13 protein-coding genes, 1 pseudogene and 1 riboswitch are annotated in these 15,856 nt (G+C 36.8%); of the genes and pseudogenes, 7 read left to right on the top strand and 7 right to left on the bottom strand.

The features are described from left to right. Positions 1-34 precede the first annotated feature (34 nt). Positions 35-415 carry a YgaP family membrane protein gene (locus HRG09_RS18350; protein ID WP_174102353.1) on the bottom strand — a complete coding sequence of 127 codons (381 nt, stop codon included), beginning with the start codon at positions 413-415 and terminating at the stop codon, positions 35-37. A gap of 411 nt (positions 416-826) precedes the next feature. Between HRG09_RS18350 and pcrB the strand changes: the two genes are divergently transcribed. The 6 genes from pcrB (at position 827) to pruA (ending at position 9,562) form a co-directional block, all read left to right on the top strand. After that, complete coding sequence (gene pcrB, locus HRG09_RS18355; RefSeq protein ID WP_174102317.1) at positions 827-1,516, top strand: heptaprenylglyceryl phosphate synthase; 690 nt, start codon at positions 827-829, stop codon at positions 1,514-1,516. 12 nt (positions 1,517-1,528) lie between these two features. Then, on the top strand, positions 1,529-3,763 hold the full coding sequence (gene pcrA, locus HRG09_RS18360) for a DNA helicase PcrA (protein ID WP_174102318.1): 2,235 nt from the start codon (positions 1,529-1,531) through the stop codon (positions 3,761-3,763). Positions 3,764-3,777: 14 nt separating this feature from the next. After that, complete coding sequence (gene ligA, locus HRG09_RS18365; protein WP_174102319.1) at positions 3,778-5,787, top strand: NAD-dependent DNA ligase LigA; 2,010 nt, start codon at positions 3,778-3,780, stop codon at positions 5,785-5,787. A 16-nt stretch (positions 5,788-5,803) separates the two neighbouring features. Beyond that, positions 5,804-6,994 carry a CamS family sex pheromone protein gene (locus tag HRG09_RS18370; protein ID WP_174102320.1) on the top strand — a complete coding sequence of 397 codons (1,191 nt, stop codon included), beginning with the start codon at positions 5,804-5,806 and terminating at the stop codon, positions 6,992-6,994. Positions 6,995-7,088: 94 nt separating this feature from the next. Next, positions 7,089-7,859 (top strand): TSUP family transporter, encoded by a 771-nt coding sequence (locus HRG09_RS18375; protein WP_174102321.1) that lies wholly within the window; start codon positions 7,089-7,091, stop codon positions 7,857-7,859. Between the two features lie 155 nt (positions 7,860-8,014). Beyond that, positions 8,015-9,562, top strand: a complete 1,548-nt coding sequence (pruA, locus tag HRG09_RS18380) for an L-glutamate gamma-semialdehyde dehydrogenase (RefSeq protein ID WP_174102322.1) — start codon at positions 8,015-8,017, stop codon at positions 9,560-9,562. A 241-nt stretch (positions 9,563-9,803) separates the two neighbouring features. Here the strand turns inward: pruA and HRG09_RS18385 are convergent, their stop codons facing one another. Then, complete coding sequence (locus tag HRG09_RS18385) at positions 9,804-10,361, bottom strand: cysteine hydrolase family protein (RefSeq protein WP_174102323.1); 558 nt, start codon at positions 10,359-10,361, stop codon at positions 9,804-9,806. A 334-nt stretch (positions 10,362-10,695) separates the two neighbouring features. Then, positions 10,696-10,800, top strand: a riboswitch (SAM riboswitch). Positions 10,801-10,921: 121 nt separating this feature from the next. On the opposite strand from HRG09_RS18385, the pseudogene HRG09_RS18390 reads away from it, so the two are divergent. Beyond that, a pseudogene (locus HRG09_RS18390) lies at positions 10,922-11,290 on the top strand (ATP-binding cassette domain-containing protein); the annotation flags it as partial. Between the two features lie 76 nt (positions 11,291-11,366). On the opposite strand, the gene HRG09_RS18395 reads toward HRG09_RS18390, so the two are convergent. The 5 genes from HRG09_RS18395 to HRG09_RS18415 all read right to left on the bottom strand — a co-directional run bounded on the left by HRG09_RS18395 (position 11,367) and on the right by HRG09_RS18415 (position 15,799). Beyond that, the gene (locus HRG09_RS18395) at positions 11,367-11,561 is read right to left on the bottom strand and encodes a DUF3926 domain-containing protein (protein ID WP_174102324.1); all 195 of its coding nucleotides are present in this window, start codon (positions 11,559-11,561) and stop codon (positions 11,367-11,369) included. Then, positions 11,554-12,732 (bottom strand): ArsA family ATPase, encoded by a 1,179-nt coding sequence (locus tag HRG09_RS18400; RefSeq protein ID WP_174102325.1) that lies wholly within the window; start codon positions 12,730-12,732, stop codon positions 11,554-11,556. The genes HRG09_RS18395 and HRG09_RS18400 overlap by 8 nt, the downstream gene beginning before the upstream one ends. Positions 12,733-12,810: 78 nt before the next feature. Beyond that, complete coding sequence (locus HRG09_RS18405) at positions 12,811-13,293, bottom strand: MarR family winged helix-turn-helix transcriptional regulator (protein WP_174102326.1); 483 nt, start codon at positions 13,291-13,293, stop codon at positions 12,811-12,813. 320 nt (positions 13,294-13,613) lie between these two features. Continuing rightward, positions 13,614-15,116 carry a sensor histidine kinase gene (locus HRG09_RS18410; protein ID WP_174102327.1) on the bottom strand — a complete coding sequence of 501 codons (1,503 nt, stop codon included), beginning with the start codon at positions 15,114-15,116 and terminating at the stop codon, positions 13,614-13,616. After that, entirely contained in the window at positions 15,113-15,799 is a 687-nt protein-coding gene (locus HRG09_RS18415) for a response regulator transcription factor (protein ID WP_174102328.1), read from the bottom strand. Before HRG09_RS18415 ends, HRG09_RS18410 begins: the two co-directional genes overlap by 4 nt. Positions 15,800-15,856 lie beyond the last annotated feature (57 nt).

Genomic DNA, 15,856 nt, shown 5'->3' on the forward strand with positions numbered 1-15,856 from the left:
CCCTTTGAGAGCATCTTGCATCGTGACAAATGATTCAAAGCGGTTTCGTCAGGATTGCTTCTGCAATCGCTGACTCAATCTCTTTGTCAGAAGCATCATAACTTCCTTGTGACTTTTTGGTGTCAGTACTGGAAGTGTGACTTACTTCTTCTTGTTTAGCATGTCCTTTTTTATTTAAATCCATGCTAGGTATTTTAAAATCACTCATGTTCATGTGTTTTCCGAATTTACATGCTTCCGTAATAGGGCAGAAACGAATAATTCCCTCTGCAACTTTCATTGCACCAATCCACAGTAAAACTTTTGACCAAGTGCACCACGGTTTACGTGTGAGTTTCGCTGTGCTACAACTTAGGACGACCAAACCGATTGTGATTCGGATTAGAGCATTCATTATGCCGATGTTTTGCTTCATCAAAGAAAACACTCCTTCTTCATGAGCTTAGAAATAGAAAACGCTATTTCAGTTGTTATTATTCCGCGTAAGTTTCACGATATGTAATCCAACATTTGACGGTGAAAAAGATGTTGGATTGGGCGTGTGTATAGGTGTCTTTTTTTGTTATAATGTAAGAATGCATAAAAGGAAGTTTAAAAAGTCCGGTCAAGATAACCTTCGCATTTCTTCGTTGCTTTGCCAGTCCGGTACTCATGTAGTAAAAGCTACACTCCGTATCCTCCTGGCTGTAGCGCCTCGAACTGCTCGGTTCTCTAGATCCTCCTTTTTAAACGTGTATAGTAAAAGGAAGTTTAAAAAGTGTGGTCAAAATAACCGCTTTTTTGAAAAAGCATATAAAGATGATTAGATAAAAGAAAGGGTGTTTTCATGTACGATATTTCACAGTGGAAACATGTATTTAAGCTTGATCCAAATAAAGAATTAAGTGATGAACATTTAGAAATGATTTGTGAGTCTGGAACGGACGCAGTAATTGTAGGCGGAAGTGATGGAGTAACGATAGATAATGTATTACATATGCTAGTAAGCATTCGTAGGTATGCAGTTCCTTGCGTGTTAGAGGTTTCTGACATTGAAGCACTTACACCAGGGTTTGATTTTTACTACATCCCAAGTGTTTTAAATAGCCGCAAAGTAGAATGGGTAACGGGGATTCACCATGAGGCATTGAAAGAATTTGGGGATATTATGAACTGGGATGAAATTTTCATGGAAGGATATTGTGTTTTAAATCCAAAAGCGAAGGTAGCTCAGCTTACAGAAGCGAAATGTGATTTAACAGAAGATGATGTGATTGCATATGCACGTATGGCAGACAAGCTTCTGAACTTGCCGATTTTCTATTTAGAATATAGCGGCACTTATGGAGATATTGAACTTGTTAAAAATGTAAAGGCAGAATTACAACAAGCAAAACTATATTACGGCGGCGGAATTTCAAGTGCGAAAGAGGCAAAAGAAATGGCGCAGTGCGCTGATACAGTTGTTGTAGGAAATGTAATTTATGATGATATAAAAGCGGCGTTACAAACAGTAAAAGCTGTAAAAGGAGAGTAGGTGCAGGCACATATGAGTATAACTGATAAATTATTAAATGGTTTAAACCCAGAGCAACAAAAAGCAGTGCAAACAACAAATGGACCACTTTTATTAATGGCGGGTGCAGGTAGTGGTAAGACGCGTGTGCTAACACATCGTATTGCATACTTACTTGGTGAAAAAGGTGTAGCACCTTGGAACGTATTAGCAATTACCTTTACAAATAAGGCAGCTCGTGAAATGCGTGAGCGTATCGATACACTTGTTGGTCCGGAAGCAGAAGATATTTGGATTTCTACGTTCCACTCGATGTGTGTACGTATTTTACGTCGTGATATCGACCGTATTGGGATTAATCGAAACTTTACGATTTTAGATGTAAGTGATCAACTTACTGTCGTAAAAAAAATCATGAAAGAGCGAAATATTGATCCGAAGAAATTCGATCCACGTTCTATTTTAGGTGGTATTAGTAATGCGAAAAATGAATTGTTATCAGCTGACAAATATGCAAAGCAAATTTCAATTGCTGATCCATTTGAAAAATTAACAAGTGATGTATATACAGAGTATCAAAAACGTCTTCTGAAAAATAATTCATTAGACTTTGATGACTTAATTATGACCACGATTCAATTATTTGATCGTATTCCAGAAGTATTGGAATTTTATCAACGTAAATTCCAATATATTCACGTTGATGAGTATCAAGATACGAACAGAGCACAATACATTCTTGTAAATAAATTAGCAGCTCGCTTTAAAAATCTTTGTGTTGTTGGTGATTCTGACCAGTCAATTTATCGTTGGCGTGGGGCGGATATTTCTAACATTTTGTCATTTGAAAAGGACTATGAGAATGCACAGGTTATCTTGTTAGAACAAAATTATCGTTCATCACAAAATATTTTAAATGCAGCCAACGCTGTAATTGAAAACAATTCAAATCGTAAACCGAAAAAATTATGGACGGATAATCAAATCGGAAGTAAAATTTCGTATTACCGTGCTGCAACGGAAAAAGATGAAGCATATTTTGTTGCGAAGAAAATTCGTGATGAAATTCAAATGGGAAATCGAAAATATACAGACTTTGCGGTTCTGTATCGTACGAACGCGCAGTCTCGTATGGTCGAGGAGATTTTCTTAAAATCAAATATCCCATACAAAATTGTCGGTGGCATTAAGTTCTACGACCGTAAAGAGATTAAGGATATTTTGGCTTACTTACGTTTAATTGCAAATCCGGATGATGAAATTAGTTTCGCGCGTATTATTAACATGCCAAAACGCGGAATCGGTGCCACGTCTATCGATAAAATTATTAACTACGGCGTGCAAAATGGTATTTCATTAACAGCTGTATTAGATGAAATTGAGCATGTTGGAGTAAGTGCAAAAATCACAAAAGCAGTAAAAGAATTTGCAAGTCTATTACACAACTGGGTAAACATGCAAGAATATTTATCCGTTACGGAACTAGTAGAAGAAGTAATTGAGAAGACAGGTTACCGCGATATGTTAAAGAATGAACGTTCTTTAGAAGCTGAAGGGCGACTTGAAAACTTAGATGAGTTCTTATCTGTTACGCAAACATTCGAATCACAAAGTGAAGATAAGAGTCTTGTTGCTTTCTTAACAGATTTAGCGCTTGTTGCGGATATTGATCGTGTGGATGAGGATCCAACTGCAGGTGAAGAAGTTATTTTAATGACGATGCACTCGGCAAAAGGATTGGAGTTCCCGGTTGTCTTTATTATTGGTTTAGAGGAGGGAGTCTTCCCACATACTCGTTCTCTTATGGAAGAAGATGAAATGCAAGAAGAACGCCGCTTAGCCTATGTAGGAATCACTCGTGCGGAAGAAGAGTTATATTTATCGAACGCTCAAATGCGTACTTTATTTGGTAGAACAAATATGAATGCCGCATCTCGATTTATTTCGGAAATTCCCACAGAGTTACTAGAGTCATTAAATGAAACAGCACCAAAGCGTGAAACATTTAGTGCAAAAGGAAGAACAGCTAGTGCGACGACAATGACAACACGTTCGCGCTCTCCATTTGTACGTCCGACTGCAAAAACGACAGGAGGAGAGCAAATTGGTTGGGCTGTAGGTGATAAAGCATCCCATCAAAAATGGGGAGTAGGTACAGTTGTAAGTGTGAAAGGTGAAGGTGACGCAAAAGAATTAGATATTGCATTCCCAAGCCCGATTGGTATTAAACGTTTATTAGCAAAATTCGCACCTGTAACGAAACAATAGAGAGGAGTAAGGATATGTCAAAAGAAAAGGCAAAGCAGCGTATAGAAGAACTGCGTGATATGCTGAATGCATTTAACTATCAATATCACGTATTAGACAATCCTTCTGTTTCTGACGCGGAATATGACCGTGATATGCAGGAGCTTATAAAATTAGAAGCAGAGAACCCAGAATTTTTAACAGAAGACTCTCCCACTGTTCGAGTTGGGGGAGCAGTGCTTGATATATTTGAAAAAGTAACGCATAAATCACCGATGCTAAGTTTAGGAAATGCCTTTAATGCAGGAGATTTACGTGATTTTGATCGCAGAGTACGTCAAGGAATTGATGGTTTAAATGTAAGATATATATGCGAACTAAAAATTGACGGTCTTGCTGTTTCCCTTCATTATGAAAAAGGACGCTTCGTTCAAGGGGCAACACGTGGTGATGGTGTAACTGGTGAAGATATTACGCAAAATTTAAAAACAATTAAAGCGATTCCTCTTCGCTTGAAAGAAGAAGTAACATTAGAAGCGCGTGGCGAGGCCTATATGCCAAAGCGTTCATTCGTAAAATTAAATGAAGAAAAAGAACAAAATGGTGAAACAGTTTTTGCAAATCCACGTAACGCAGCAGCCGGATCACTTCGTCAGCTAGATCCGAAAATTGCTGCGAAACGGAGTCTGTCTATGTTTGTGTACGGTCTTGCTGATGTAGAAGAAAAGACGATTGCATCACATAGCGAGTCACTAAACTTCTTAGGCGAGCTTGGATTTAAAACAAATCCAAATCGCCGCACATGTGAAACAATTGAAGACGTAATCGCTTATGTAGAAGAATGGCAGGAAAAGCGTCCGGACCTTGATTATGAGATCGATGGAATTGTAATTAAAGTAGACGATGTCACGCTGCAAGAGAGTTTAGGAACAACAGCAAAGAGCCCGCGCTGGGCGATTGCTTATAAGTTTCCGGCAGAAGAAGTTGTAACGAGATTAACAGGGATTGAACTAAGTGTGGGACGCACTGGTGTTGTAACACCAACTGCGGAACTAGAGCCTGTTCGAGTGGCAGGAACAATTGTCCGCCGTGCATCTCTACATAATGAGGATTTAATTCGTGAAAAAGACATTCGAATTGGTGACTATGTTGTTGTGAAAAAAGCTGGAGATATCATTCCAGAAGTGGTTAACGTGATTTTTGATAAACGTACTGGTGAAGAAGAAGAGTATCATATGCCAACGCATTGTCCAACTTGTGACAGCGAACTTGTTCGTTTAGAAGAAGAGGTAGCTCTTCGTTGTATTAATCCGACATGCCCAGCGCAGATTCGTGAAGGGTTAATCCATTTCGTCTCAAGAAATGCAATGAATATTGATGGACTCGGGGAACGTGTTATTACACAGCTCTTTGAAGCAGATTATATTCGAACATTTGCAGATTTATATCCATTAACGAAGGATCAATTGCTACAATTAGAGCGTTTTGGTGAGAAGTCCGCTTCTAAATTAGTACAAGCAATTGAAAATTCTAAGGAAAATTCGCTAGAGCGTCTATTATTTGGGCTAGGTATTCGTCATGTTGGTGCTAAAGCTGCCCGCACGTTAGCTGAGCATTTTGAAACAATGGACCACCTTGTAAAAGCAACAGAAGAAGAGTTAAAAGAGATTAATGAAATTGGCGAGAAAATGGCTCAATCAATCGTAACGTACTTCGATAATGAAGACGTGTTAGAATTATTACAGCAATTTAAAGAGTACGGCGTTAATATGACCTATAAAGGTATAAAACGTGTGGATTTACAACATGTTGAATCTTATTTCGCTGGAAAAACAATTGTCCTAACAGGAAAACTAGAAGTTATGGGGCGCACTGAAGCGAAGAAAAAGATTGAAGAGCTAGGTGGGAAAGTAACAGGTAGTGTAAGTAAAAGTACGGATTTAGTCGTTGTTGGTGAAGCAGCAGGATCAAAATTAGCACAAGCAGAGAAGCATAATATTGAGGTTTGGAATGAAGAGAGGTTCTTACAAGAGCTGAATAAGTAAGAGGTGCAAACTTACCATGAAAAAAATAGCGTTAGCGGTATTAAGTCTTGGGCTACTTGTAAGCGGATGTAGCGCAGGTATACAAAAAGAAGAAAAAGTTGTTGAAAAATCGGGTAACTCAAAGGAACAAGCAATCGTTCCGAAATATTCTATTTCTGATGAGTATTATAAAACGACAGTTCCATTTGATCCAGGTTCTGCACGTGGCTTAGTTGTACAAGGATTGAATAGTCGCCTAGATATTGATGAATTTGAAACAGGATTAATGCGTATTGCGAAAGGGTCATTTAGTACAAAGGATTACCTATTCAAAGGTGGGAACTTTTTAGATAAAGAAACAGTTCAAATGCTTGTAAAGAGAAAGCGTACAGATGCGGAGCAAAAAGAGTTAGAAGAAAAGCTGAAAAAAGACGCAGTGAAATTTCCTAACATTGGGTTGAATCCAGCGTTAGAAGCAGGATCGGAATCATTAGAGGTTCGAAACAAAAAAACACCAATATATCTTTCGAATATTTTAGAGCATGATTATTATTTGAAAAAAAATAATAACGAAGTTGAACTTGGAGGTATTGTGATTGGTCTTGCGATGAACTCGGTTCATTATTTTAATGAAGAAAATGGATATCCACGTGAAACAGAAATTAGTGAACAAGAAATGTTAGAAAAAGCAAAGCCAATGGCAGAAGAGATTTTAAAAGTGTTACACAAAAATGCAGATACGAAAAATGTTCCGATTACGTTCGCGATTTATCGCCAAGGACCAAAATCGGCACTTGTACCAGGGAAATTTGTATCGTATGCGCAAGTAGATAAAGGTAGTGAAAAGATAGAGGATTGGAAAGCAATTAACGAAAAATATTACTTGTTCCCTTCTGAAGCAGCCAAAACAGATGTGCGCGAAGATTATACAAACGTAGAAAACTTTAAAGTAGAGTTAAAAAAGTATTTCAAAAATGATTATACAGCTGTGGTTGGTACAGGATTTTATAAAGATGATCAATTGCAAGAAATGAAGATTGAAATTCCTGTTCAGTTTAATGGAAAAGCAGAAGTAATTGGGTTCACGCAATATGTTGCTGGCAAAGTGATGGAATACTTCCCGAATTATGTAAAAGTACAAGTGACAATTAAATCTGTTGAACGACCAGAAGCAATTATTATTCGCGAGGCGAAGCAGGATGAGCCATTTGTGAAAATTTTTGATTAAGAAAAAAGCGGTTCCTATATGGAACAGCTTTTTTTTTGCTGTAATTTTGTTATAATTTCTAATGTTATGAATTAAAGGGGTAAGGAGAAAAGACATGGATGAGTTAAGTTTACAGATTATTGTATTACTCGTTGCTTTTGGTTTTTTGGCCGCATTTATTGATTCGGTTGTTGGAGGAGGAGGGCTTATTTCACTTCCAGCACTTATGTTTGTAGGATTACCACCAGCTTCGGCAATCGCGACAAATAAGTTAGCTTCGACGATGGGGTCATTAACAAGTACAATTTATTTTATTCGTTCAAAAAAAGTTGATTTTCGTATAGTAGGAAAGTTAATCCCATTAACTATTATTGGGGCTGTTTTGGGAGCTTTAGTTGTAAAATTTATTCCACCAGATATTTTACGTCCACTTGTACTGGTTATGTTAGTATTTATTGCAATTTATATTATTGTAAAAAAAGATTGGGGAAGTGTCTCCACCTATAAAAAGATGACAAAAGGAAAAACATTAATGTTTTACTTCGTTATTTTAATTGTAGGATTTTATGATGGATTTTTTGGACCGGGGACAGGATCATTTTTAATTTTTGCATTTTTATTAATTGGTTTGGATTTTATTCGAGCAGCTGCATCTGGAAAAGTTTTGAATTTCGTTAGTAACATTGTATCTTTAATTACATTTTTATTTTTAGATATTATTCATTTTGAATACGGTATTATTATGGGATTATCTATGATTTTAGGAGCATATTTAGGATCGAAGTTTGCTGTGCAAAAAGGTGTTGGATATGTTCGTACTTTATTTTTATTAGTAACAATTCTATTAATTGGAAAAAATATTATGGAATATGCTCATATTATTTAGCTTCATACGTACGTATGAAGCTTTTTTTAATTATTATATTTTAAAAATTAATTAATTTTTAAAATATAAGTCTAGGAATATTTGAATAAATCTAAATTATCATGTAGAATAATGTTGTAAAATGTAAACGTTTTTCTAAGGGGAGGCTAAAAAGAATGGTAGTAGCATACAAACATGAGCCATTTACAGATTTTTCAGTAGAGGTTAATAAGTTAGCGTTTGAAGAAGGTTTAAAGACAGTAGAATCTTATCTTGGACAAGACTATCCATTAATTATCGGGGGAGAAAAGATCACTACAGACGAGAAAATCGTTTCTGTAAACCCTGCAAATAAAGAAGAAGTTGTGGGTAGTGTTTCAAAAGCAAGCCGTGAATTAGCTGAAAAAGCGATGCAAGTGGCGGATGAAACATTCCAAACTTGGAGAAAGTCAAAACCAGAAATGCGTGCAGACATTTTATTCCGTGCTGCAGCAATCGTTCGTCGTAGAAAACATGAGTTCTCTGCTATTCTTGTAAAAGAAGCAGGTAAACCATGGAATGAGGCAGATGCTGATACAGCAGAAGCAATCGACTTTATGGAATATTATGGTCGTCAAATGTTAAAATTAAAAGACGGTATCCCAGTAGAAAGCCGTCCAATTGAATATAATCGTTTCTCTTACATTCCATTAGGAGTAGGTGTTATCATTTCTCCTTGGAACTTCCCATTCGCAATTATGGCGGGTATGACAACAGCTGCAGTAGTTTCTGGTAACACAGTATTACTAAAACCAGCTAGTACAACTCCTGTAGTAGCAGCGAAATTTATGGAAGTGTTAGAAGAAGCTGGTTTACCAGCTGGCGTAGTAAACTTCGTTCCAGGTAGTGGTTCTGAAGTTGGTGACTACTTAGTAGATCATCCTCGTACACGTTTCATTAGCTTCACTGGATCACGCGATGTAGGTATTCGTATTTATGAGCGTGCAGCAAAAGTAAATCCAGGCCAAATTTGGTTAAAACGCGTTATCGCTGAAATGGGCGGTAAAGATACAATCGTTGTTGATAAAGAAGCAGATCTTGAATTAGCTGCTAAATCTATCGTTGCATCTGCATTTGGATTCTCAGGACAAAAATGTTCTGCGTGTTCTCGTGCAGTAATCCACGAAGATGTGTACGATCACGTATTAAATCGTGCTGTTGAATTAACAAAAGAATTAACAGTTGCGAACCCAGCTGAACTAGGTACAAACATGGGTCCTGTTAATGACCAAGCTGCATTCGATAAAGTAATGAGCTATGTTGCGATTGGTAAAGAAGAAGGTAAAATCGTAGCAGGTGGCGAAGGAGACGACTCTAAAGGCTGGTTCATCCAACCAACAATCGTTGCTGACGTTGCGGAAGATGCTCGCTTAATGAAAGAAGAAATCTTCGGACCAGTAGTAGCATTCTGTAAAGCTAAGGACTTTGATCATGCGCTTGCAATTGCAAACAATACAGAATACGGTTTAACAGGAGCTGTTGTTTCTAATAACCGTGAACATATCGAAAAAGCACGTGAAGACTTCCACGTTGGTAACTTATACTTCAACCGTGGATGTACTGGTGCAATCGTAGGTTACCAACCATTTGGTGGCTTTAACATGTCTGGTACAGACTCTAAAGCTGGTGGACCTGACTATATCGCACTTCATATGCAAGGAAAAACTACTTCTGAAACTTTATAAGAAATAGATGAAAAGGCCTTCCTGTAATGGGGAAGGTCTTTTTTATATAAGAAAGATATTGATGGGAAAATTTCTTTAAAGATGAAAAGACACAAAACCAACAGAAAAAATAATCCATTCGTCATATTTTTCTGTATTAATTTTTCGAATTTCCTGTATAATACAATTTGAAAGAAAATCTATGGTTAGACAAGAGGACACTACTTTCGGTTTTGCTCACTGAAAGTAGTGTTTTTATTTTTTAAATGGAGTTTCTAAAACTTAAAAACTCTTCTGTGCTCATGACATCTGCATATATGTCATTTAAACTTGCTAAAATTGTATTATGGATATAGACAGCAGGAATCGTAGCATTTTTAAAGAGGAGATCTTTTGTTGCGCATGCATCATGCACAACAGTGCAACGAAAACCGAAATCAAAAGCAGCTCTTACTGTAGCATCAATGCACATATGAGTCATCATCCCGCATATAATCACATGTTCAATTTTTAAGTTTTGCAATTGCTCTAATAGGTCCGTTTCCCGAAAACTGTTTGGATAGTGTTTGAGAATAACTTTTTCATTTTTTAAGGGGCGAACATTCTCATGGATGTGGACGCCTTCTGTGTTAGGGAGAAAAAAAGTAGCATTTTCTTTAATAGATACATGTTGGATATGAAAAATAGATTGATTCACTTCTCGAAAATGCTGAAGTAGTTGACTTGCATACTCGCTAGCTTCAACGGTACCGCGCAGTTCCATTTTGCCATTTGGAAAATAATCATTTTGAATATCAACGAGTAAAAGGGCTGTTTTCATATCAGTTATCGGCCTCCATTTTGTTTCGTATTCATGTAATGTTATTCAATTAGCAGCGGATATTTTCCTTTTTGAAAAAGTAGACGAAGAAGAATTTTACATAAAGTTAAACTTTGATCAGTGGGTGGGAGCTTCATTCCATACTTAACTTCTTTGCTTCGCTGAATTTTGAGGTGGGAGTATTACTCCCTATTCATGCGGGATAAAAAAGAAATTTTCTTTTATTCGAAAATTTTAATAGAAAAATAATTAATATATTTTAGAATGTTTTATTGACTCTTGTTTTTCGGAGTCTTATAATAAAACTTAATTAAATGACAATTAAATCGATACACTCTTATCCAGAGAGGTGGAGGGACTGGCCCTATGATACCTCAGCAACGGGTTTTTGAATACCGTGCTAATTCCAGCAAGCTCTTAGAGGCTTGGAAGATGAGAAGATGTGAATGAGTATATAAATGCTCTTCTTCTTATTTTTATTACGGATAAGAAGGAGGGCATTTTTTATTTTACCTCAAAGCTCTGCTTCAAGTTATTACAGCATATAGGAGGGGAAAGTAATGATTTCTTTTGAAAATGTAAGTAAAGTATATGAATCAGGTGGTCAACCAGTTTACGCTGTTGAAGATGTAACCTTATCGGTTGAAAAGGGTGAGATATTTGGCATTATCGGCTTCAGTGGAGCTGGAAAGAGTACATTGTTACGTTTAGTGAATATGTTAGAACGACCAACATCGGGAACAATCTCAATAGATGAGAAAGATATTACATCGTTAACAACGAAAGAATTACGAAAACTGAGACAAAGAATCGGAATGATTTTTCAGAGTTTTAATCTATTTAATTCGAGAACAGTATTTGGGAATATTGCTTATCCATCCAATTCTGTATCATATAAAATCCAATGTCTGTTAGGTAGAGTAAAGGACCAGGAGTTTTTCTGGTCCTTTTTATTTGATCAAGTAAAGAAACTAACTGAAAAGAGGTTTCTTATTTTTACTGTAATTATTCAATTGTGATACGTTTTAATGATTTTTCTGTCGGTTGTTTCTTTTCCTGTATACAAGAAGAGAGTTCTTCTTGTAAAATATTTATCACTTTTTTAGCTTGTTGTCCAAAAGGAGTAGGTAGTTCATTTATAAGATGCATCCCAACCTCTATTTTTGTCCGAATGACTTTTCTTAATAACTCTTCACGCATGAACCACACCTCCAAAACGAATGTTTAGTACATCCCCTTCAAATTTCGCTCCTTGAATGGATAAATGTGTTAACGTTTTAGGTAACGTAATGTTACGTTTAACAGAACCGGCGCGAATGATAAGTTCATCACCTTTTTGATTTAAAGAGAGCTCACTTTTATCTGAGAATGGAATAGAGAGAACAAAAATATATACATCTCCATCTTTTTTTACATATTGTGTACGACCGTTAAATTTTACGGGGGTTGGTTCTGCATCATCTTTGAATAAAGCATCTCCTACACGCTCTAGCATAGGTAAACCAACTACTTCTTGTTCAAACATCGGAGCTTCATAAATAGGAAGTGGTTGAAAGCTATCTTGGATGAGTGCTTTATATTTCTTTTGAGCATCTTTCCACGCTTGGAAGTAGGAGTCGGTAACAGTATCAGGGATGACACGGTTAATCATGATGGCATCGACGTTATAATCATATAAATTTAAATAGGTGAAACTACGCTGCGCTTCTTTAATAACCATTTTTTCTGGATTGACAACAACGCGAATACTCGTTACTTCTCGATTCGATAAAATATTCCGCATTTCCCCTAGCTGTTCAAGTGTATTCGTTAATTCATCCATAATATCATCAGTAGGGAGTGGGACGCCGAGGAGCGGTTGTGCAACAGGACGGACAACTTTTAAAACTTTTCTTTTGATCGGAAAGAGTTTTTCCATCCACCAGCCGAGCATATCAGGAAAGCTTAACATGGCTAGCGTTTCTCCAGTTGGTGCGCAGTCAATAATGATGACATCATATGTTTTTTGTTTATAGTAATCGAGTACACGGAGTAAACTAATTAAGTCTTCCATGCCAGGAAACATTGTTAACTCTTCTGTTGTAATATCGTCAGCTGCTTTTGATGTGAATAGCAATGTAATATACTTCTGTAATTTCCCCCAGCCTTTTTCCATTTCATAAATTGTATTGATTTCCTGCGCCCATAAATTTTCACGAATTTCTAGTGGTTCAGAAGATAATTTTATGCCGAATGAATCTCCTAAGCTATGAGCTGGGTCCGTGCTCATGACTAATGTTTTTAACCCTTGTTTTGCACTTTGAAGTGCTGTTGCCGCTGAAATGCTAGTTTTTCCTACGCCGCCTTTACCTGTATACAAAATAATTCTCATATTTATATCCCCTTTGTTTCGAATGTCGAATATTACGAATGTCGAAATAATAATTTGAACAAAAACCCATAAAGGGCTTTATTCAATCGGAATGTTTTTCATCTTAGGTGTAGGAAGCTTTTCGACTTGTTTTTGTTGTGACGTAGCGATATGGTTCATAATCTTTTGGAAGATTTGTAGTAAGAATGCTTTCTCTTCTTCTGATAATGCTTCCGTCACAAGATTAAAGTAATGAGCTGCATTTTGTTTCACTTCTTGAACGAGTTTTACGCCAGTTTCAGTTAAACGAATGAGTACAATGCGTCGATCATTTTCATTTCGGTAGCGCTCGATATATCCTTTTTTCACAAGTCGATTCACGACACCTGTCGTCGTGCTCATCGGAATATCAAGGAGTTCGGTGATCTTTGTCATTGTAATATCTGTATTTCGTTCCATCCATAATAGACAGAATACCTCCGTTTTAGAAAGCGATAAATCAATGCTTACCCATTCTTCTGGATAGAAAAGCTTCTTGGCGTTATCTAGCAGTAAGTCTAAAAAATGTTCGTATTGCAACAATTATTTCCACTCCCGTATATTTCGAGGTTCGTAATATTTATTATCATTCTATGTTGAATAGGAATAAATGTCAAATATTTATTTTAATCTTTCAGTCTATTTGTAGGAAGAATGTTAAATGCCAAGGCAATAAAATAGAAAGAGATACTTTGTGTGACATTTCATCATAGGGTGGTTCAATTCAATGGAAAGTTATTAAGAATCAGAAGTATGAGAGTATGGAAGGGTTATTCTTCATAAGAGTTAAGATAAGTATAAGAAAAGAAGAGAGCGATGGTTCTCTTCTTTTTCTTATAACTTTAAAAGAGAATAGCGATACCTTATGTTAACGGAAGATAAACAAAAAATGTAGTTCCTTCTCCAAGCTTACTCTTTACAACTACTGTTCCGCCATGTGCGTAAACGATAGTTTGAGTAATAGCAAGACCTAGACCAGCCCCGCCGTACTGTCTTGCTCGAGAGCTATCTATTCGATAAAAACGGTCAAATAGATAGGGGAGATTCTCTGTTTTTATACCGGAACCATTATCATGGATTGAAAGTTCTACTTGATTCTCCATAGCCATTAAAGAAATTGTTATTTTTCCTGTAATTGGGTCGGTATGTTGGACTGCATTGTGAAATAAGTTTAAGATCACTTGCTTGATTTTATCGGTATCATAATCTCCTTTTATACCTTCTGTTAGATCGTATGCTATCTTTCGGTTACCTCCCAAAACACTTAATTGCGGCTCCATCTGCCGAATGAGGTTTGTAATATTGGTTTCTGATAAATGTAATCCGGGTTCGCGATCCATCTTTGCAAGGAATAATAAGTCTTCTACTAGCTTGATGATCCGTTTTGATTCGCCATGCATACTATTTAAAGCGTTATAGAGCTGTTCAGGACGGTCTGCTGCACCTCGCAATAGAACTTCTAAGAAACCATGAATTGACGTAAGCGGTGTTCTTAGTTCATGAGAAGCATCAGCAATAAAACGCCTCATTTGTTCTTTTGTTTCCCTTTCATACTCAAAGGATGCCTCCAATCGTTCTAACATACCGTTATACGTTTCTGATAAACGGTCAATTTCCTCTTGTCCTTGGTGTGTCGGTAGGCGTTCAGCTAAATTGCCTGCATTTGTATTCTTCACTGCGTTTACAATGTTGGAAAGAGGGACAAGTGTTTTTTTCAGAACCGGTAAATATAGTGCTAAGCCGGCAACTAGGGCTAGTCCAGATAGAACAATGAATGTGAGCAGTTGTTGGAATAGAACATCACGTAAAGGTGCGGTATCTGTTCCGATTTGAAGAATATGATCAGGAGTTTGATCTAAAGTGCCATTCGGATGAGCAGGAGTGCCTCTCATTGGTCTGAATACTACTAACTGATCGATTCCTTCTTTATTGCGTAGCACTCTATATTCGATTTGTTTGTGATTTGAAATTTGTTCTAATACTTTTGTATAGTCTTCGTTTGAAAGCTTGGGAGATGACATGCCAGTGCTCCTTGCTAGATCTTCATAACTACCATCTTTTCCGATAACTGCAAGTGAAATATCTTGTGAAAACAGGAATTTTGGTCGGTTAGGTTCAGGGTGGTTTTCTACTTTATTTTGTGAATCAAAGGGAAGTAAGTCTATTTCTGGTGGTAAAGACATTAGTTTTGCTCGTAATGTTTCAGACTCATTTTTATATAGAAAATCTTTCATCACCCAATATTGCAAAAGACCAATACTCAAAAGAATAAGAGATAAAATAAATAATGTTCGCGTTAGGAGTTGACGCCGTAGAGACCGGGGTACAAATATCTTTTTTATAAAAGCAGTGATGTTTGTAATCATGGTAAATCCACACGGTAACCGGCACCCCTAATCGTACGAATGAGTCGATGTTCCTTATCTTTTAATTTTTCCCTGAGTGAGCGAATATACACTTCTACAATATTTTCATCCCCTTGAAAGTCATAGCCCCATACCTTATCAAGTATCCTTCCCTTGCTCAATACAATTCCATGATTGACTACAATGTATTTAAGAAGTTCATATTCTGTTGGGGAAAGTTCTAAAATTTGACCGTTAAATAGTAATTCTTTTCTACGATCATCTACTTTAAATGGGCCATAAATTACTTCGCCAAATAGGTTCGGAAATTGATTGCGAAGGCGAGCGTGTATACGTGCCAGTAACTCATCAAAACTAAACGGCTTTATAACATAGTCATCTGCGCCTAATGTTAGTCCTTTAATCCGGTCATCCACTTCATCTTTTGCGGTGAGCATAATTACAGAAGTGCGGGCACCGCTTTTTTTCATCATCCGGCACACCTCAAATCCATCAATGCCTGGCATCATTACATCTAAGATTGTTACATGTGGCTTAAATTCTTGTGCCAGGTTAATAGCGCTTATCCCATCAGTAGCTTTTTTTACCTCATATCCTTCGTTCATTAATCCTATCTCTAAAAATTGTAAAATGTGTGGTTCGTCATCTACTAACAATATTTTAATTCCTTTAAGAGGATTCATCTTTTTCATACCTCCTGTGTTGTCATTATTATTATTATTATCTACGATTACGCTGAA

The organism is Bacillus sp. Xin1 (assembly GCF_013314535.1).
Classification (GTDB): Bacteria; Bacillota; Bacilli; order Bacillales; family Bacillaceae_G; genus Bacillus_A.

What these genes read in the sequence shown, in the direction of transcription:
- HRG09_RS18350 (WP_174102353.1), bottom strand. Translation starts at nt 415, where the DNA reads ATGAAGCAAAACATCGGCATAATGAATGCTCTAATCCGAATCACAATC.
- pcrB (WP_174102317.1), top strand. Translation starts at nt 827, where the DNA reads ATGTACGATATTTCACAGTGGAAACATGTATTTAAGCTTGATCCAAAT.
- pcrA (WP_174102318.1), top strand. Translation starts at nt 1,529, where the DNA reads ATGAGTATAACTGATAAATTATTAAATGGTTTAAACCCAGAGCAACAA.
- ligA (WP_174102319.1), top strand. Translation starts at nt 3,778, where the DNA reads ATGTCAAAAGAAAAGGCAAAGCAGCGTATAGAAGAACTGCGTGATATG.
- HRG09_RS18370 (WP_174102320.1), top strand. Translation starts at nt 5,804, where the DNA reads ATGAAAAAAATAGCGTTAGCGGTATTAAGTCTTGGGCTACTTGTAAGC.
- HRG09_RS18375 (WP_174102321.1), top strand. Translation starts at nt 7,089, where the DNA reads ATGGATGAGTTAAGTTTACAGATTATTGTATTACTCGTTGCTTTTGGT.
- pruA (WP_174102322.1), top strand. Translation starts at nt 8,015, where the DNA reads ATGGTAGTAGCATACAAACATGAGCCATTTACAGATTTTTCAGTAGAG.
- HRG09_RS18385 (WP_174102323.1), bottom strand. Translation starts at nt 10,361, where the DNA reads ATGAAAACAGCCCTTTTACTCGTTGATATTCAAAATGATTATTTTCCA.
- HRG09_RS18395 (WP_174102324.1), bottom strand. Translation starts at nt 11,561, where the DNA reads ATGCGTGAAGAGTTATTAAGAAAAGTCATTCGGACAAAAATAGAGGTT.
- HRG09_RS18400 (WP_174102325.1), bottom strand. Translation starts at nt 12,732, where the DNA reads ATGAGAATTATTTTGTATACAGGTAAAGGCGGCGTAGGAAAAACTAGC.
- HRG09_RS18410 (WP_174102327.1), bottom strand. Translation starts at nt 15,116, where the DNA reads ATGATTACAAACATCACTGCTTTTATAAAAAAGATATTTGTACCCCGG.
- HRG09_RS18415 (WP_174102328.1), bottom strand. Translation starts at nt 15,799, where the DNA reads ATGAATCCTCTTAAAGGAATTAAAATATTGTTAGTAGATGACGAACCA.